Source organism: Rhizobium sp. CF142, from assembly GCF_000281145.1.
Lineage (GTDB): Bacteria > Pseudomonadota > Alphaproteobacteria > Rhizobiales > Rhizobiaceae > Rhizobium.
In genome coordinates this window covers 22,980-38,506 of sequence record NZ_AJWE01000039.1, presented here as the reverse complement: position 1 = coordinate 38,506, position 15,527 = coordinate 22,980, and the positions used below count along the sequence as shown (strand labels likewise).

Below are 15,527 nucleotides of genomic sequence, written 5' to 3'. Positions count from 1 at the left end.
CATACGCGTTGATCTTGAACGGGCAGGCGACGAAGGGTCTGGAATTCGTCGAACGCGCGGCCAAGGTTGACCCGAACTGGACGCCGTGGAGACATTTCCTGAAGGGCTTTGGCCTCTTTGCAACTCAACGCTACGACGAAGCCACGATCGAGCTTCAGGCGATCAGATCGGGTACAGAAACCTTCGACGCCTGGTCTCGCTATCTTGGCGGCCAATTGTTGCTCAGCATGGCGGGCCGGCTCGGCCGTATCGAAGGCACCATGGAAATCCGCCAGGAACTCGACGCGCACGCCCGCGATGAGAATGCCGGAGCGTTCTCCGGGCTTCTGGCCATGAACGGGTTCCCGTTCAAAAATTATGACGACACGCGGTCGCTCCTGGTGGGATTGACCAAGTCGGGGGTCCCGGAATTACCGTTCAACCTAGATCCTGCCTCGCCATTGCGGCTTAACGGTCAGCAGATCAAGAATGTCTTCTTTGGTCATGAGTTGGCCGGTACTGAGCTTGAGACCGGCGAAAGCGCCGTTCGAAAAACCTCAGCTGATGGCAAAGCATCCGTCAATGTGGGCAAGTGGCACGGCGAAGGGTCCAGCCAGATCGAGGGTGATGCGATATGCTCATGGTTTCCGACATTGCCCCGAAACTGCTACGCGGTCTTCGTGGACAAGGATGCGAAGGCTGGTATGGACGGATATCTTTATGTGCGTCCTTCGGCCCGTTTCCGGCTTTTTCTGTTTCGGTGACGCACACCATTAGAGCAAAGGACGATGTTTGATCCGTGTGGCCCCGGCGACGGGGGCGAAATAGCGCGTTCGAATTTTTCCGGAGTAGGTTTCTTCCCTGCCGAAACACCATGCGACAGGTGCACGTGGATGCCGCTGCCTATGATGGCACATAGACGGATGAACACACGCCCGACGCAGCTGATCATCTGTGCTGCCGGTCTAATCCCATCGCGCGCGGCAAACATGCCGCAACCGGCGTCGTGTCGCCATCATCGCTTTACTGAGGGAGCAATCTGTGCCGGCAATACGCCGCCAGCGGCAGCAACCTGATCCTGCGTGTCGACATCGACGAGCGCGGCCTCGCCGATCTCCACGTTGACGACGGGCAGTCCACCTTTCTCTATTACGCGGCGTGCGCCGATATCACTGCTCAGATCTTGTAAGCGATGATAAAGCGGACGCGGGAAAATCACCGGGTTGCCGGATGTTCCCTGTGCTGTGGCGCGAACGACCGACGCTCCGTTGGCGTCACGAAAAGCGGCGATCAGCGCGTTGAGGTTGGCGCTGGTCAGAACCGGCATGTCCGCAAGGACGATCATGATGCCGTCGGGCTGACTGGTTTGGGCCACCCTCACGCCGAGGGCGAGCGATGACCCTATGCCCGATGAATAATGCTCGTTGTAAACAGCCTGGACATCGAGATCTTTGATCGCTGCTTGTATTTCGAGGGTCTGGTGGCCGCTGACAACGACAACCGAGCGGCATTCGCTGCCGAGCGCGATAAGCGTCGACCTGCGGATCAATGGAACGCCCTCAAATTCCACCAGCAGCTTGTGAGGGCCACTCGCGCCCATCCGGCTTGATCGTCCAGCACCTAAAACGACAGCGACCACCGATATCGCCGAGGCCTTGGGCGATGGGTCGATCGTCATCCGAACACCGTCAGGCGCGTTGCCGCGATGTCGCCGAGGATCGACAGCGCGAGCGAGGCTGAATCCTTTGTCGGGCCGAATGAGCCGATCGGCGCCTTGATCCGGTTGATGTCTTCAAGGTCCCACCCGCGACCTTGCAGACGTTCGACGCGCCTTCGGTGGGTGCGTGTGCTGCCGAGGGCGCCTATATAGAAAGCCGGCGAGCCGAGAGCAGCATCCATGATTGCAAGCTCCGCCTCGAGGTCGTGGTGCAGCATCACGACTGCGGTGAATGGGTCGATTGCTCGTTTGCCGCTTTCACCGAACTCGGGCTGCACGACGGCATAGCCCGCGGCTTTGGCAAGCCCTGCGAGGCGGCAGGCCTCGACGCTCTGGCCCGAAATCAAAACCCGCGTGGCGGGGCGGTAGACGGTGATGAACTGTTCGTTGATCCAGGCTGTCTTTGCAGCTGGTTCGGCTACGTCGAGGAGCTGACGCTCCGGCGAATATCGCAGGGATGCGGGGTTTCGCTGCTGGAGTTGTTCGATAACCTGCTCCAGCACTTCGACATCCCTGAGCACGTGGATGGCGACGGTAATCCCGCCACCGCAGGGCAGCACAATGTCGAAGAAGGGGGATCCGTCTCCAAACTTGACCGTGCGGTCTGCGCCCTCGGCAATGGCTTGCAAGGCTTCGTGAGCGACGGCGGCCTCGACGCAGCCCCCAGAGACGTAGCCGCAGAAGCGGCCGTCGATGGCAACTGCGACTTGTGAGCCCAGCGCACGGGCGGCCCCGCCTCTGATTTCGACGAGTGTCGCCAATGCCACCGCGCCGTCTTGATAGGCGTTGATGGCAAATTGGAGGATGTCTGCCGGATCGTCGGTTATCCGGTCCCTGACGGGCGTTGGTACATAGGTCGAGATCAGCATGTCGTTCGTTTTCGGCTCCTTAAACGCCTCGAGGGCGGCCGGATCGACCGCCCTCAAAGGTCATCAAGCGACGTCGGGCAGATTGCCGATCAGCTTGTCGAGCGTGATCGGGTAATGCCTGACGCGAATGCCCGTTGCGTTATAGATTGCGTTGGCGATCGCTGCTGCGACGCCGCAAAGACCAAGCTCGCCAACTCCCTTGGCCTTCATCGGTGACGACATAGGGTCTGTCTCGTCCATAAAAATGACCTCTTGGTGCGGGATGTCGGCATGAACAGGAACTTCATAGCCGGCCAGGTCGTGATTGACGAAATAGCCGCGGCGGGTGTCGACCGCCAGTTCCTCCGAAAGCGCGCCGCCGGCGCCCATCGTCATCGCGCCGATCACTTGGCTGCGCGCCGTAATCGGGTTGAGGATACGGCCGGCCGCGCAGACGGCCAGCATGCGACGGATGCGCGTCTCGCCGGTGGCGATGTCTACGCCGACCTCGACAAAGTGGGCACCGAACGTCGATTGTTGGTGTGTCTTGGCGAGGCCGCCCCATTCCATAGTATCTTCTCCGAGGAGGCCATCCGGTCCGGCGGCCTCCGCAAGCGCAACCGATCGGTTCCCAGAGCGAACCTCACCATTCTCGAAGACGACGTCTTCGGAGTTGAAGCCGAGCTTTTGGGCGATCGCCTCACGAAGCTTGACGCAGGCGGCATAAACGCCCGATGTCGCGGAGTTTGCACCGAACTGCCCACCGGAACCGGCGGAGACGGGAAAACGCGAATCGCCGAGTTGAACCGCGACTTTGTCGACGGTGACACCCATCATTTCGGCAGCCGTTTGAGCGATGATCGTGTAGCTGCCAGTGCCAATATCCGTCATATCGGTCTCGACCGTGATCACGCCATTGGCGTCGAGCTTTACACGGGCTCCGGATGGCAGCACGAGGTTATCACGAAAGGCCGCAGCGACGCCCATGCCGACGAGCCAGTTCCCATCGCGCCTTGAGCCTGGTTGCGGGCGACTGTTCCAACCGAACTCAGCGGCCCCGCGGTTGAGACAGCCAGCAAGATCGCGATGCGAGAAAGGCCGTTCAGGTCTCTCGGGATCGACCTGGGTATCGTTGAGGATCCGGAAATCCACCGGGTCTAATCCGACCTTCTCCGCCATTTCGTCTATGGCGATTTCGAGTGCCATCAACCCTGGCGCCTCGCCGGGAGCACGCATTGCATTGCCTTCCGGAAGATCGAGTGTCGCAAGGCGCATGGCTGTCATCCGGTTTGCGCCCGCATAGAGAAGCCGCGTCTGATTGACCGCTGTTTCCGGCCCGCCGCCCGGAAGATCACCCGACCAGCTTTCATGTGCAATGGCCGTTATTTTGCCGTCACGCTCGGCACCGATGCGGATACGCTGGATTGTTGCGGGACGGTGCGTGCTATTGTTCATCAGGAATGGACGCGGCAGGGCGACCTTGACGGGGCGCTTTGCTGCCTTCGCACCAAAGGCGGCAAGAACGGCATCGGCGCGAAGAAACAGCTTGCCACCGAATCCGCCGCCGATAAACGGCGACATCAAGTGGATCTTCTCCTTCTCGACACCGAGCGTCGTCGCAAGGTCGGACCGCCACCAGTCGATCATCTGACTGGACGTCCAAACGGTGATATCATCGCCGTCCCAGGCTGCGATCGAGGCATGCGGCTCCATCATCGCGTGCGATTGATCTGGCGTTGCGTAGCTTTGGTCGAGCGTGACAGGTGCGGTCCCGAATGCAGCCTGAAAGTCGCCAACGGCCGTGTCCGGTCTATGAGATTCGTCTGGCTTGATGGCCTTGTCTGTCTCTGCAGCAAGATCGAATGAACCCTTCCCTTCGGAATAGTCGACCTTCACGAGAGCGGCCGCGGCGCGGGCATGTTCGAATGTTTCGGCGACGACGACAGCGATCGCTTGATGGTAGTGCTGGATCTCCTCGCCACCAAAAAGCTTGGCGGTGTTGAACTTGCCCTTTTTCAGCTCTCCGACGTCCATCGTTGTGATAATGGCGACCACGCCGGGTGCTTTCCTGGCTGCTGCGATGTCAATCGACTTGATGCGGCCTTTGGCAATGGCAGCGCCGACCGGGTAACCGTAGGCGTATGGGATGGTCGGGTCGTGCCATTCATAGGCATACATCGCGCGACCGGTCGTCTTGAGCTGGCCGTCAATACGGTGGATCGGTTGTCCGATAACTTTCATCCTGTCGATCGGATTGGTGGTTGCTGGTGTGTCGAACTTCATGGCTCAACCCCTTGCTTCTGCGATCACTGCGCCGAGCGTACGTTCGACGAGATCAACCTTGAATCGGTTTTGTTCTGTCGGACGAGCATCGGCGAGCAAGATTTGCGCAGCTGCCTTCGCGCCCTTCGGCAGTTCGGCGTCAGCCGCCTCGATGCGCCATGGCTTGTGAGCAACGCCGCCGACGGCCAGTCTTCCTGTCCCGTTCGGATGAATGACGGCCCCGACGGAAACGAGGGCAAAAGCGTAGGAGGCGCGATCGCGAACCTTGCGATAGATCTGCTTGCCGCCGATCGGCGGTGGCAAAAGGACAGCCGTTACGAATTCGCCGCGTTCCAGAACAGTCTCTATGTGCGGCGTCTCGCCGGCAAGCCTGTGGAAGTCAGCGATCGCAATCGAACGGCGGGCTCCATCCGGTTTGACGGTTTCGACAGTTGCATCAAGCGCGCGCATGGCGATTGCCATATCGCTTGGATGCGTCGCGATGCAGGCATCACTTATGCCGACCACCGCATGTTGGCGTGAGAACCCGCCAAGTGCGGAACAGCCGCTTCCGGGCTGGCGCTTGTTGCAAGGCTGGTACGGGTCGTAAAAGTAGGGACAGCGCGTGCGCTGGAGAAGATTTCCGGCAGTCGTTGCCTTGTTGCGCAATTGTCCTGACGCGCCTGCAACCAGCGCCCGTGACAGGAGCCCATAATCGCGGCGAACAGTCTCGTGGGCAGCAAGATCGGTGTTGCGAACCAGAGCGCCTATGCGAAGCCCGCCTTCAGGCGTGGCTTCGATCTTGTCGAGACCCAAGCCATTTACGTCGACCAAGTGCGTCGGCACTTCGATCTCGAGCTTCATGAGATCAAGCAGGTTGGTGCCTCCCGCAATAAATTTGGCCTGCGGATTGGAAGCGACAGCTCTGGCGGCCGCCTCTACGGATGAGGCGCGTTCGAAGGTGAAGGCTTTCATGCTTTGATTCCTCCGACTTCGGATATGGCGTCCAGAATGTTGGAGTAAGCCCCGCATCGACAGATATTGCCGCTCATCCGCTCGCGAACTTCCGCGGCTGTCGCTTGTGCCGGGCTGGTCAAGTCCCCGGTCACGTGGCTTGGGATATTCGCCTTGATCTCTTCAAGCACCGCCACCGAAGAACAGATCTGTCCCGGCGTGCAATAGCCGCACTGGAAGCCATCGTGTTTGACGAAGGCGGCCTGCATGGGATGAAGGTCGCCGGGCTTGCCCAGGCCTTCGATCGTCGTGATCTTGTCGCCTTCATGCATGACCGCGAGCGTTAGACACGAATTGATACGACGGCCGTCGACGATGACGGTGCAGGCACCACATTGGCCGTGATCGCACCCCTTTTTTGTACCGGTCAGATGCAGATGCTCACGCAAGGCGTCGAGCAGCGTGGTCCTGTTGTCAAGTTCGAGCTCGCGGTCCTCGTCGTTGACGATGAAGGAGACCTTGGATGAGTGGTTCATGTCTTCCTTTTGGGATTGCGCAGCCGCTTTCCCTGCGACCCCGGTGGCCGCAACGGACGCAGCCGACGAGATAAGTAAGTCCCTGCGAGACAATTCAAGTTGGATAGGTTTTTGCATGTCCAGCTCCACTTCGTACCGTTCGGGTGGCGTAGGATGCGCGCTGCCGGTCCGGCGATGGCGCGAAAAAACAACATAGGGTTAAGAACCAGGAGGATTAGATGCTGGTCGTCACATGCCGTTATGTTTGTCATTCATAAATGCGTGATCAGCGAAGCGGATCAGCCTTCCTGTACAAGAAGTGGCTCAAGCAAACGTCGTGTAACTGGGCTGATGGAGGATGGTCGCCTGGATAGGCGGTTTACGCTCACATGGACGAAGAAGCCTTCCGCTGCCGCAGTTGTTTCCTCGTTGCGAAACAGACCGATCTCATACCTTACTGACGATCGACCGAGTTTCGCGACACGCAGGCCGGCGCTTATCTCGTCGGGGAATTGTAATTCGGCGTGATATCGGCATCCGGTTTCGACCACCAGAAAGACGTCGGCGCCTCTCTTGATATCGAGAGCGCCATGCTCGATGAGGAAGCCGTTTATCGCCGTGTCGAAGAGGCTATAGTGGACCACGTTGTTCATATGCCCGTAGATGTCGTTGTCTGACCAGCGCGTCATCAGATCGCGAAAGGTCTTAAAGCTCGACCGCTGGCTCGGACTTTGACGTTCCACCATCACCATGCCGCCTTGTAGATCGCCAACGCGTCGGCTTGGCCGACCTCGCGTGGATTGTTGATCAAAAGCCGCGTCTGTTTCATCGCATCGCGCGCCATTCCGAAAAGGTGGTCCTCACCGATCCCGACATCGCGCAGTCTCGTCTGCAGCCCGATGCTTTGCAAAAGGCCGGCGAGACGGTCGATGAACGCAGCGCATCTGACCTGGCCGTCGTGCTGACAGGCGAGGTCAGGGAATAGGTCGGGTGCGATTTGCCCATAGAGCGTTGCGGCGACGGGGGCATTGAAACGCAGCACATGCGGGAGCAACAGCGCGGTGGAAAGTCCATGCGGAATATGGAATGAACTCCCCATCGGATAGGCGAGAGCATGGACCGCTGCGACCGGAGAATTGGCGAAAGCCTGACCTGCCAACATGGAACCGAGAAGCATGGCCTCTCGCGCTTCCCGATTCATGCCGTCGCAGACGACCCTCTCGATGTTGGCGCCAAGAAGTTGCAGCGCCTGGCGAGCGAGCATTTTCGACAAAGGATTGTTGTTCGCGCTTCTTGACGTGTAGGCTTCGATAGCATGGACCATCGCGTCGACGCCGGTCGACGCCGTGATCTGAGACGGAAGTCCAAGGGTGAGATCGGCGTCGAGAATCGCGATGTCGGGTAAGATGATGGGCGATGAAACGCCGCGCTTTTCGTCATCATCAACAGTGATGATCGAGACCGGCGTCACTTCCGACCCGGTGCCAGCAGTCGTTGGTATGAGCACGAGGGGCAATCGGGGTCCTTTGGCGTTGCCGACCCCCCAAGCGCCATCGATGTCCTCGTTTGAGCCGCACAGCAAGGCTACGAGCTTTGCAACATCAAGAGACGAGCCGCCGCCAAAACCGATGACGCCGGTCACACCGGCTGCCTTGGCAGCTTCGGTCGCGTCGTGAACCGTTTTGATCGATGGGTCGGCTTCGACACTGTCGAATATCGAGACGTCGATGCCTGCACCTTTGAGCGAGCGCAGGGCCCGATCGCAGAGGCCGAGATTTCTGATCCCCCGATCGGTGACCAACAGGACACGTTCCCCGAGCCTCTGCCCTATGATGCCGCCCGCCTCCTTTGAAGCTCCGGATCGCAAGACGATCTGCGGTGTCGTATTGAATACAAATTTTTCCATGACCGATAAATCGTCTCCGGCATGATTGGGCACGCCGCCCACGGTCTGAAAGTAGACCGGCTGGAAGACTAGGATTCATCCAGGTTCGGGTCCATGGCGCAAATCCGCAGCTCGCATTCTCATTTTATGGATGCGCCAGATCGTAACGAGGCGACGTTACAGTCACAACTTCCCCACTAATGGCCGCTCGCGCGTGCCGATTGCACGAGCCGGTCGCTTAATCCTTGGTCAGCTTGGTTTCTGCATCCTGATCATGCAAAGCCCGTAGTGACCTAACGTTACATGCAGGCCGACGATGGACGCGTAATTGAGGAAAAACCTCATTGCCTGTTCGTTGAAATCCCACATATCGAGCGAGTAGGTCAGCATCAGTTTCGATCCGAAGGCCATTTCGCTGTAGCTTCTGACACCCCAAATGGAGATACCGGCGACGAGCAAACGCAGAAAGCCCTTGCGCCACCGGTTCGATCCTTGCAGACCAAACAGCTTGCGACATATTGCAATCACGGCAAACCATCGTGTTCCGAGGTGAAGCGAGACGACAAGCAGCGTCCAATAGGCCGCAAACATATGGATCTCACGGATGGTGAAGGCACCGGTGATCGCGGTGAAGGCAAAGACGTCTCGCGAGATCAGCAAGCTCGTCATGATCATGGTCAGCATCAGGCTGGCAGTAGAGACGATCACCAGTGTGCTAATGAGGCGAGGGGCGTCGCTCGCCTTCGGCGCGCCGAGCCATTGTCTGTTGAAGACATTGTGGGCAAGCACGAGAACGAACAGTGCCGTGCCGAGCAGTTCGTGGATCAGATTGTCCTGCCACCAATAGGCAAGGCACGCCACGAGGAGTGCCACGGCCACGAAGTCAAGCAGGATGCGCAGCGCAAAAAGGTTTGTCATGCCTGTTCTCAATCGACCTCGAACCGGCGAAGCTCGTTAAAGGTATAAAGAAACTCGCGGTCGGCCCTCGAGGAGTGGCACGCCTGGCATCGCGCGGTATTTTCAGCAAGGTTGATCGTGCCGTCCGGCTTGAACCACTGAAATTGCCAGTCGCCGGTCCTGCGGTTCTCGTCATAGTCTGCGCCCCAGCCCTGGCCTTTTTCCATGACGAAGTAGCGGAAGACCTTGTTGTCGCGGTAATCGACGAGCACGAAATGGGACCCAGCGGGAACAGGCTGACCGTTCTTGACGGCCTCGATTGCCTGCGGCGTCGTCATGATGTGTTCGGTCACTTCGCCGCGTGTGACGGTCGAATAATGGACGAGCGTGGCGATATCTGGAAGCGTCGTGCGGTTCGGTTCGGCGTCGACCCGCCAACCAACCAGGAAGATGACCCCTACCATTGCGGCAAGACAAGAAATGCGTTTGAAAACATGGTGCATCGCGTCGGACCTTTCGGTTAACGTGTGTGATCGTTGTACTGGGCGTCGCTGACCTGCTCCATCCAATCGACCGACTTGCCCTCGACCGTTTCGGAAAAGGCGATGTGGGTCATACCGGCATCTGCCGTTGCCCCATGCCAATGCTTCACGTTCGGTGGGATCCACACGACGTCGCCAGGGTGAATTTCCTGTATTTTGCCTCCCCACATCTGCACCCAGCCAAGGCCGTCGGAGACAATGAGTGTCTGCCCGAGCGGATGGCTGTGCCAGGCTGTCCGCGCCCCGGGGCTAAAGATGACGGTTGCGCCGACGACGGTGGCGGGCGCGGTTGCCTTGAACCTGTCTTCGACGCGCACAGACCCGACAAAATTGTCCGAAGATCCTGCTGCTCCCGGCTGCGAACCGGCATGCGTGATGACGATTGAATCAGCCGCAACAGAAGGGGATGCTGCTGATAATGCAGCTGCGGCCAACATGCAGGTGGCCATGGTCCCGGTCCCGGTCATTCGGCAAAAACCTCCTTGGCGACGGCGACCGCCGAGACAGCACTCGGCCAGCCGGAGTAGAAAGCCATATGGGTGATCGTCTCGACGATTTCGTCCCGCGTGAGACCGTTTTGCAAGCCGAGCCGGATATGCGAACGAAGCTGATCGGGGCGATTGAGGGCAATTAACGCCGAAATCGTCACGAGGCTTCGGTCGCGCTTCGACAGGTCCGGGCGCTCCCAAATATCGTTGTAGAGGATCCCGTCAGTCAGTTCGGCGAGCTTGGGCGCCGTGTCGCCCATCAGCTGCTGGGCGCGTGTTTGCTGTTTCGACGACGGCTCGGGCTGACCCGAAGACTGTGCGTGTGCCATGGTGGTGGATCCTGCGGCTAAAAAGATGGCGGTGACGAGGGTGAGACCTCTTGCTGATACTTTCACGTTGAAGCTCCTTGTCGCGCGTTTGAACGCGCCATCCGCAGAAAGCGGGGGTGTTGGGACACCCTTGCCATCGGTACCCGGCTCGAGTGCCGCGCGTCTGCGGACAAGTTCAGACCAGTGTTCGGCCAAAGAACGGTGTCAGCTTGTTGAGGGCAGCATCGACATACTCGGGAACCCAGTAGGTCTCGATGTGCTTTGCGCCAGCGATCTTGAAGAGTTCCTTGTCCTTGGTGCCAGTGGCCTTCGGGAACGCGTCTTCGGTCATATAGAGAGTGTCGGCGTCGCTTCCTGCGATCATCAGCAGGGGCACGTCAATGAGTTCGATCTCATCAGTCGCGTCCCAGCGCATAAGGTCCATCAAGCTGCTCATCGTGTACTTGAAGGTTGAGCCCGGATGCGCATTGGTGCGCCAGTAATAGTGGTATCCCTGCCGGTAGAGGTCGAATGGAAGCGCGTCGATTTGCGCATCCGTCAGATCCGCATCGCCCGCATAGAGGACAGTGCCGCCCATTGCCTCCTGAGCGCGTGCAGCCGAGGCCTGCTGCAGGCGTTTCTGGATCGTGTCCATCTGAGAATCCTGGAAGCCGTTGCGCCGCACACGCCCTGAATTGAACATGCTCAGTGTCGCTACCGCCTTGAAGCGCTTGTCGGTCTTTGCAGCAGCGAGCGAGTAGCCACCCCCACCGCAGATGCCAAATAGACCCAGTCGCGCCGTATCGACGCCCGGGAAACTGCTGATGAAGTCGGCCATGCCATGGATATCTTCGACACGGAACTGAGGTTTGTCCGTGCTTCGCGGCGCACCACCGCTTCCGCCCTGATACGCGGCGTCCGCCGTAATCGTGATGAAGCCTTTTTCTGCCAGACGCTGGGCGTAGAGTCCCGTTGTCTGCTCCTTCACGCCACCGTTCGGATGGGCAAGGACAATGGTTGGATACTTCCTGCTCGGGTCGTAGTCGGCCGGAGTGTACACGTTGGCGACAATGTCGAGACCGTTGAGCTTGTAGGCGACCGGATGGATGTTCACCTTCCCCGCTTCGTTCTTGGTGATCGCACCGTTATAGACGAGTGTGAAAGGGTTCTGTTTGTAGTCTGCTGCCACAGCCTTAGCCGTTGTCATAGTGGAAACTCCTATCATCGCACTGGAAAGGACGAGGGCCGAGGTGCCAAGGAACGCGCGTCGCTCGGCATTGAAGACGTGGTCTGTCATCTTCTTCTCCTTCAGTCGTGGATTGGGTTATTGAGCCCGGGCCGAGCTTGAGCTGCGGCCTCAATCGAGCTTGTTGTCTTTCAGAAACGTCGACACCTGGTCGGCGATCTCGACATTGTTGAGGTCGGAGAACATGAAGTGGGTATTGCCGCGGATGCCGATATCAGGCAGATGCACGAGGGTTGCGTTTCCGCCGTGCTTGTTGACGGCTGCCACCCAAAGCCTGGCCATCGCCAGCCTTACGCGCCAGTTATCCTGGCCCCGGCTTGTCGTCGGTTCGGTCGGGAAATTGTCGCCGTAATAGATGACGATCGGAACGCGCGCGAGTTTTTCGAAATCCGCAAGCGGAACGGTCTCGGCAGACAGTGTGCCGGCCGCACTCGGCATCGGTTCTGGCGCTTCCCCTTCCGGGAAAATGAAGCCGCTGCCTGGCTCGAACGCGACGATACCCTTGACCTTGGGATTCTTGATCGCGGTCAGCCATCCTGGCCCGCCGCCTTGCGAATGGGTGAAGAGGATCCCGGCGCCGATCCGGTCGAAAAGGGCCGACATGGCGTCCGAGATGACCCCGGCATCATAGGGTCCGGTGTTGGGCGTCACTGAGCTTAAGAACTGGTCGAGAGCTTTCGGATCTCGATCGAACTGGACATTGTCGTAATAGTTCGGCCAGACACCGAGCCGAAACTGGTCGAAAAAGAGCTGGTCGAACGGTGTGGGCTCGATCGATGCGGCGACAGTGCTGTTGCCCGCACGTCCCCGGCGCGGCTGGTCGACGATGTAGACCGGAAAGCCCCGCCGAAGGAAGATCGTCTGGAAACCTTCCCGGCCGTCAGGGGTCGTCTCCCAGCTGCGGCCCGATTGAAAGGCACCATGCAGCATGACGATCGGCAGGGGTTTTGCCTCTTCCGGCACCTGGTAAAACGCGTAGAGATGATCGCCATGGAACGTTTGTCCCTCGGCGGTCGGCGCGTTGTTGTTGTAACTGCCCGCAGTCGCGACCGTCTTTCCGCCGATCGAAAAGCTCCCCTGGTCGGCAATCACGATGGGCGCGCGCTTTTGGTCCGATTGTGCAGCCGCCGTTCCCACGATTGCGAGATGGCTCGATATCAGAAGCGCAAGCGTCGCATTTTTTACAAAACGAGTCATGTCATCCTTCCCCGGTGTTGACCCGGAAAAGGTAGGCGCCTGGGCTGTGGGCGATAAGATGGCTTATTGCGCATGAAGCCATTAGTCGTGCTTATTAATCACATTGCTTTGATCAGCGCGTTACTTCCGGTATCGCAGAGCCTCCGCAACGAGGGTGAAGGCCGGAGAGGCATGGCGTCGGTTGGGGTAGTAGAGGTGATATCCTGCGAAAGGCTGGCACCAGTCCTCGAGCACCCGGATCAACGACCCCTTGTCGATGTAATGCTGGACCTGATCCTCCGGCATATAGGCTAGGCCGATGCCCCTGAGCGCAGCGTCGAGCCGCATGGTCAGATTGTTGAACACGAGTTGCCCCTCCACGCGCACGCGCAATTCCCGCCCGTCCTTTTCGAATTCCCAAGCGAATATGTTGCCGTGCGTGGGCAGGCGCATATTGATGCAATTGTGCGCGGTCAGGTCCTGGGGCGTATCTGGCCAAAGGTGCTGACGGAAATAATCTGGCGAGCCGACGACCGCCATCCGCACATCGGGACTGATCGGAACGGCGATCATGTCCTTTGCGACTTGCTCTCCGAGGCGTACGCCGGCATCGAAGCGTTCAGCAACAATATCAGTCAGGCCGTAGTCCACGATGATTTCGACCGTGACGTCGGGATTGGCTGGGAGAAATTTCTCTAGCGCCGGCGCAAGCACGGCGATGGCCGCATGTTCACCGGAAGTAATACGGACCACACCGGCGGGCTTGTCGCGCATTTCGGTCAGCGCGGCAATTTCAGCGTGGATTTCTTCAAGGCGGGGGGCTGCGGTCCGCAGCAGCCGTTCGCCCGCGATTGTGGCCGAGACACGCCTTGTCGTCCTTGTCAGCAGTCTCAGCCCGAGCCGTTCCTCCAGTCCCCGGATCGTTTGGCTGAGTGCAGACTGCGACACACCGAGCTTGACGGCAGCCCTTGTAAAACTCTCCTCCTGCGCGACCGTGACAAACGCGACGATGTCGTTGAAGTTTCCCTGCGTCATTGATTAGGTATCCTTATAGGCACATGCCGATTATAAGAGCTAATCGCAGCGCACAATGCAATCTACCTTTGAGGTATCAGGTCCTCCCGACCGATTGCCGGCTCCCAACCGGTCCAAAAATCGGAACCATCCATGTCTAACTCACCTCAAAAGCCGCGCAAGGTGCAGATCCTTGCCATCATCCTCATCAGCTATGTCATGGTCGTCCTCGACGTTTCCGTCGTTTTGACCGGACTGCCGAAGATCCATCACGACCTCAATTTCTCCGATGCCGGTCTCGCGTGGGTCCAGAGTGCCTATACGCTTTCCTTCGGCGGATTCCTCCTTCTCGGCGCGCGCGCCGGCGATATTCTGGGCCGCCGCAGGATGTTCATGATCGGCATGACAGTCTTTACCATTGCCTCGGTGGCGATCGGCGCCTCACCGACTGAGAGCTGGATGCTCGCCTGGAGAGCAATCCAGGGCCTCGGTTCGGCAATTCTCGCACCTGCCACCCTCGCACTGCTTCAGACCAACTTCGACGAGGGAGAGGAACGCACCCGCGCCGTCTCCTATTACAGTGCGGCCGCCGGACTTTCGGCCACGGCAGGGCTCGTCGTCGGCGGGCTTCTTGCCGACTGGCTCTCATGGCGTGTCGGGTTTCTCATCAACCTGCCGATCGGCGTCGCCATGATCCTTTGCGCGCGCGCCTATATTCACGAGACCGGACGACGCGCCGGCAGTTTCGATGTTCCTGGCGCGCTGACGTCGACGATCGCTGTGAGTGCGCTCGTCTACGGCTTCATCCGCTCGGCCGAGCATGGATGGGATGCATTCGCCGGCGCCGCGGTTGCCGGCGCGCTTCTTCTCCTCTGCGCGTTCGTGCTTATCGAACGGCGCGCCGCACAGCCAATTCTTCCTCTGCGCCTGTTTGCCGACGCGGAGCGGTCCGGTGCCTATGCGTGCCGCGCGCTTTATCTCGGCGCCATGGTCGGCTTTTACTTCTTCGCCACAGTGTATCTTCAGGAAGTAGCAGGCTTTCGTCCGGCAATGACTGGTCTCGCATTCCTGCCTGCCACGATCCCGCATGTCCCGACAGCGATGCTGGTGCCGCGGCTCACCCGACGCGTCGGTCGCAGGTCGGTCCTGATCATCGGCCTTTCCATTGGATTTGCCGCGATCGCCTGGTTGAGCCGCGCTACTGTTGGCTCCGACTACATCTGGTCGGTGGCCCTGCCGATGGTCCTGGTCGGCGTCAGCCAGGGCCTGACCTTGAGCCCATTGACCTCCTCGGGTGTCGCCCGAGTCGACATTGGCGATGCCGGCGCAGCCTCCGGGGCCGTCAATGTCGCCCATCAACTCGGGGCATCTGTCGGCCTCAGCATCTTGATCGCAGCCGCAGCCATCGGCGCGGCCGGCATGCAGGGTATCGAACTGACCGCGCATCGGGTGAGCACCGCCTTCGACGCCGGGACGATTATGCTCGCTTTCGCCCTGCTGATCGCCGTGTTGTCGATCCGCAGGGCGCCTGTCGCCGATGCCGCGGAAATAGCGGTTGGGGCGACGCTTGCGAACGATGTTTGCGCTGCCCGAAGCTGAGCATTCATTAGGCTCTCTTATAGCTTCATGCTGATCCAGAGGTATAATCGGATGGAGCGGTCTGACCTAGTTTGAACCATCAACAACAAAGGAGTTC

At 59.3% G+C, this 15,527-nt stretch carries 15 protein-coding genes and 1 pseudogene; 2 read left to right on the top strand and 14 right to left on the bottom strand.

The features are described from left to right. Nucleotides 1-743: pseudogene (locus PMI11_RS11090) on the top strand (guanylate cyclase); the annotation flags it as partial. Nucleotides 744-994: 251 nt separating this feature from the next. Here the strand turns inward: PMI11_RS11090 and PMI11_RS11085 are convergent. The 14 genes from PMI11_RS11085 to PMI11_RS11020 all read right to left on the bottom strand — a co-directional run bounded on the left by PMI11_RS11085 (nucleotide 995) and on the right by PMI11_RS11020 (nucleotide 13,852). Beyond that, entirely contained in the window at nucleotides 995-1,657 is a 663-nt protein-coding gene (locus PMI11_RS11085) for a nucleotidyltransferase family protein (protein ID WP_007816708.1), read from the bottom strand. After that, nucleotides 1,654-2,565, bottom strand: a complete 912-nt coding sequence (locus PMI11_RS11080) for an XdhC family protein (protein ID WP_007816706.1) — start codon at nucleotides 2,563-2,565, stop codon at nucleotides 1,654-1,656. The genes PMI11_RS11085 and PMI11_RS11080 overlap by 4 nt, the downstream gene beginning before the upstream one ends. Before the next feature lie 63 nt (nucleotides 2,566-2,628). Then, nucleotides 2,629-4,827, bottom strand: a complete 2,199-nt coding sequence (gene paoC, locus PMI11_RS11075) for an aldehyde oxidoreductase molybdenum-binding subunit PaoC (protein WP_007816704.1) — start codon at nucleotides 4,825-4,827, stop codon at nucleotides 2,629-2,631. Between the two features lie 3 nt (nucleotides 4,828-4,830). Next, nucleotides 4,831-5,781, bottom strand: coding sequence for an FAD binding domain-containing protein (locus tag PMI11_RS11070; RefSeq protein WP_007816701.1), 951 nt, complete (start codon nucleotides 5,779-5,781; stop codon nucleotides 4,831-4,833). Then, nucleotides 5,778-6,413 (bottom strand): aldehyde dehydrogenase iron-sulfur subunit PaoA, encoded by a 636-nt coding sequence (gene paoA, locus PMI11_RS11065; RefSeq protein ID WP_007816699.1) that lies wholly within the window; start codon nucleotides 6,411-6,413, stop codon nucleotides 5,778-5,780. Before paoA ends, PMI11_RS11070 begins: the two co-directional genes overlap by 4 nt. 161 nt (nucleotides 6,414-6,574) lie before the next feature. Then, entirely contained in the window at nucleotides 6,575-7,021 is a 447-nt protein-coding gene (locus PMI11_RS11060) for an acyl-CoA thioesterase (protein WP_007816697.1), read from the bottom strand. Further along, complete coding sequence (locus PMI11_RS11055; protein ID WP_007816694.1) at nucleotides 7,021-8,181, bottom strand: iron-containing alcohol dehydrogenase; 1,161 nt, start codon at nucleotides 8,179-8,181, stop codon at nucleotides 7,021-7,023. The genes PMI11_RS11060 and PMI11_RS11055 overlap by 1 nt, the downstream gene beginning before the upstream one ends. A 228-nt stretch (nucleotides 8,182-8,409) precedes the next feature. Further along, nucleotides 8,410-9,078, bottom strand: coding sequence for a DUF4405 domain-containing protein (locus PMI11_RS11050; protein WP_007816692.1), 669 nt, complete (start codon nucleotides 9,076-9,078; stop codon nucleotides 8,410-8,412). 8 nt (nucleotides 9,079-9,086) lie between these two features. Further along, the gene (locus PMI11_RS11045) at nucleotides 9,087-9,560 is read right to left on the bottom strand and encodes a cytochrome P460 family protein (protein ID WP_007816690.1); all 474 of its coding nucleotides are present in this window, start codon (nucleotides 9,558-9,560) and stop codon (nucleotides 9,087-9,089) included. A gap of 17 nt (nucleotides 9,561-9,577) precedes the next feature. Then, on the bottom strand, nucleotides 9,578-10,036 hold the full coding sequence (locus PMI11_RS11040) for a (R)-mandelonitrile lyase (RefSeq protein ID WP_244430556.1): 459 nt from the start codon (nucleotides 10,034-10,036) through the stop codon (nucleotides 9,578-9,580). 26 nt (nucleotides 10,037-10,062) lie between these two features. Next, nucleotides 10,063-10,416, bottom strand: a complete 354-nt coding sequence (locus tag PMI11_RS11035; RefSeq protein ID WP_081493237.1) for a carboxymuconolactone decarboxylase family protein — start codon at nucleotides 10,414-10,416, stop codon at nucleotides 10,063-10,065. Nucleotides 10,417-10,591: 175 nt separating this feature from the next. Then, complete coding sequence (locus PMI11_RS11030; protein WP_244430555.1) at nucleotides 10,592-11,602, bottom strand: alpha/beta hydrolase; 1,011 nt, start codon at nucleotides 11,600-11,602, stop codon at nucleotides 10,592-10,594. A 150-nt stretch (nucleotides 11,603-11,752) separates the two neighbouring features. Beyond that, complete coding sequence (locus PMI11_RS11025) at nucleotides 11,753-12,838, bottom strand: alpha/beta hydrolase (RefSeq protein WP_007816683.1); 1,086 nt, start codon at nucleotides 12,836-12,838, stop codon at nucleotides 11,753-11,755. Nucleotides 12,839-12,958: 120 nt separating this feature from the next. Continuing rightward, nucleotides 12,959-13,852 (bottom strand): LysR family transcriptional regulator, encoded by an 894-nt coding sequence (locus PMI11_RS11020; protein ID WP_007816682.1) that lies wholly within the window; start codon nucleotides 13,850-13,852, stop codon nucleotides 12,959-12,961. Nucleotides 13,853-13,984: 132 nt separating this feature from the next. On the opposite strand from PMI11_RS11020, the gene PMI11_RS11015 reads away from it, so the two are divergent. Beyond that, a complete protein-coding gene (locus PMI11_RS11015) occupies nucleotides 13,985-15,430 on the top strand; it encodes an MFS transporter (RefSeq protein WP_007816679.1) in 1,446 nt (481 codons plus the stop codon). Nucleotides 15,431-15,527 lie beyond the last annotated feature (97 nt).

What these genes read in the sequence shown, in the direction of transcription:
- PMI11_RS11085 (WP_007816708.1), bottom strand. Translation starts at nt 1,657, where the DNA reads ATGACGATCGACCCATCGCCCAAGGCCTCGGCGATATCGGTGGTCGCT.
- PMI11_RS11030 (WP_244430555.1), bottom strand. Translation starts at nt 11,602, where the DNA reads ATGACAACGGCTAAGGCTGTGGCAGCAGACTACAAACAGAACCCTTTC.
- PMI11_RS11050 (WP_007816692.1), bottom strand. Translation starts at nt 9,078, where the DNA reads ATGACAAACCTTTTTGCGCTGCGCATCCTGCTTGACTTCGTGGCCGTG.
- PMI11_RS11080 (WP_007816706.1), bottom strand. Translation starts at nt 2,565, where the DNA reads ATGCTGATCTCGACCTATGTACCAACGCCCGTCAGGGACCGGATAACC.
- PMI11_RS11015 (WP_007816679.1), top strand. Translation starts at nt 13,985, where the DNA reads ATGTCTAACTCACCTCAAAAGCCGCGCAAGGTGCAGATCCTTGCCATC.
- PMI11_RS11025 (WP_007816683.1), bottom strand. Translation starts at nt 12,838, where the DNA reads ATGACTCGTTTTGTAAAAAATGCGACGCTTGCGCTTCTGATATCGAGC.
- PMI11_RS11040 (WP_244430556.1), bottom strand. Translation starts at nt 10,036, where the DNA reads ATGTTGGCCGCAGCTGCATTATCAGCAGCATCCCCTTCTGTTGCGGCT.
- PMI11_RS11035 (WP_081493237.1), bottom strand. Translation starts at nt 10,416, where the DNA reads ATGGCACACGCACAGTCTTCGGGTCAGCCCGAGCCGTCGTCGAAACAG.
- PMI11_RS11070 (WP_007816701.1), bottom strand. Translation starts at nt 5,781, where the DNA reads ATGAAAGCCTTCACCTTCGAACGCGCCTCATCCGTAGAGGCGGCCGCC.
- paoA (WP_007816699.1), bottom strand. Translation starts at nt 6,413, where the DNA reads ATGCAAAAACCTATCCAACTTGAATTGTCTCGCAGGGACTTACTTATC.
- PMI11_RS11055 (WP_007816694.1), bottom strand. Translation starts at nt 8,181, where the DNA reads ATGGAAAAATTTGTATTCAATACGACACCGCAGATCGTCTTGCGATCC.
- PMI11_RS11020 (WP_007816682.1), bottom strand. Translation starts at nt 13,852, where the DNA reads ATGACGCAGGGAAACTTCAACGACATCGTCGCGTTTGTCACGGTCGCG.
- PMI11_RS11045 (WP_007816690.1), bottom strand. Translation starts at nt 9,560, where the DNA reads ATGCACCATGTTTTCAAACGCATTTCTTGTCTTGCCGCAATGGTAGGG.
- paoC (WP_007816704.1), bottom strand. Translation starts at nt 4,827, where the DNA reads ATGAAGTTCGACACACCAGCAACCACCAATCCGATCGACAGGATGAAA.
- PMI11_RS11060 (WP_007816697.1), bottom strand. Translation starts at nt 7,021, where the DNA reads ATGGTGGAACGTCAAAGTCCGAGCCAGCGGTCGAGCTTTAAGACCTTT.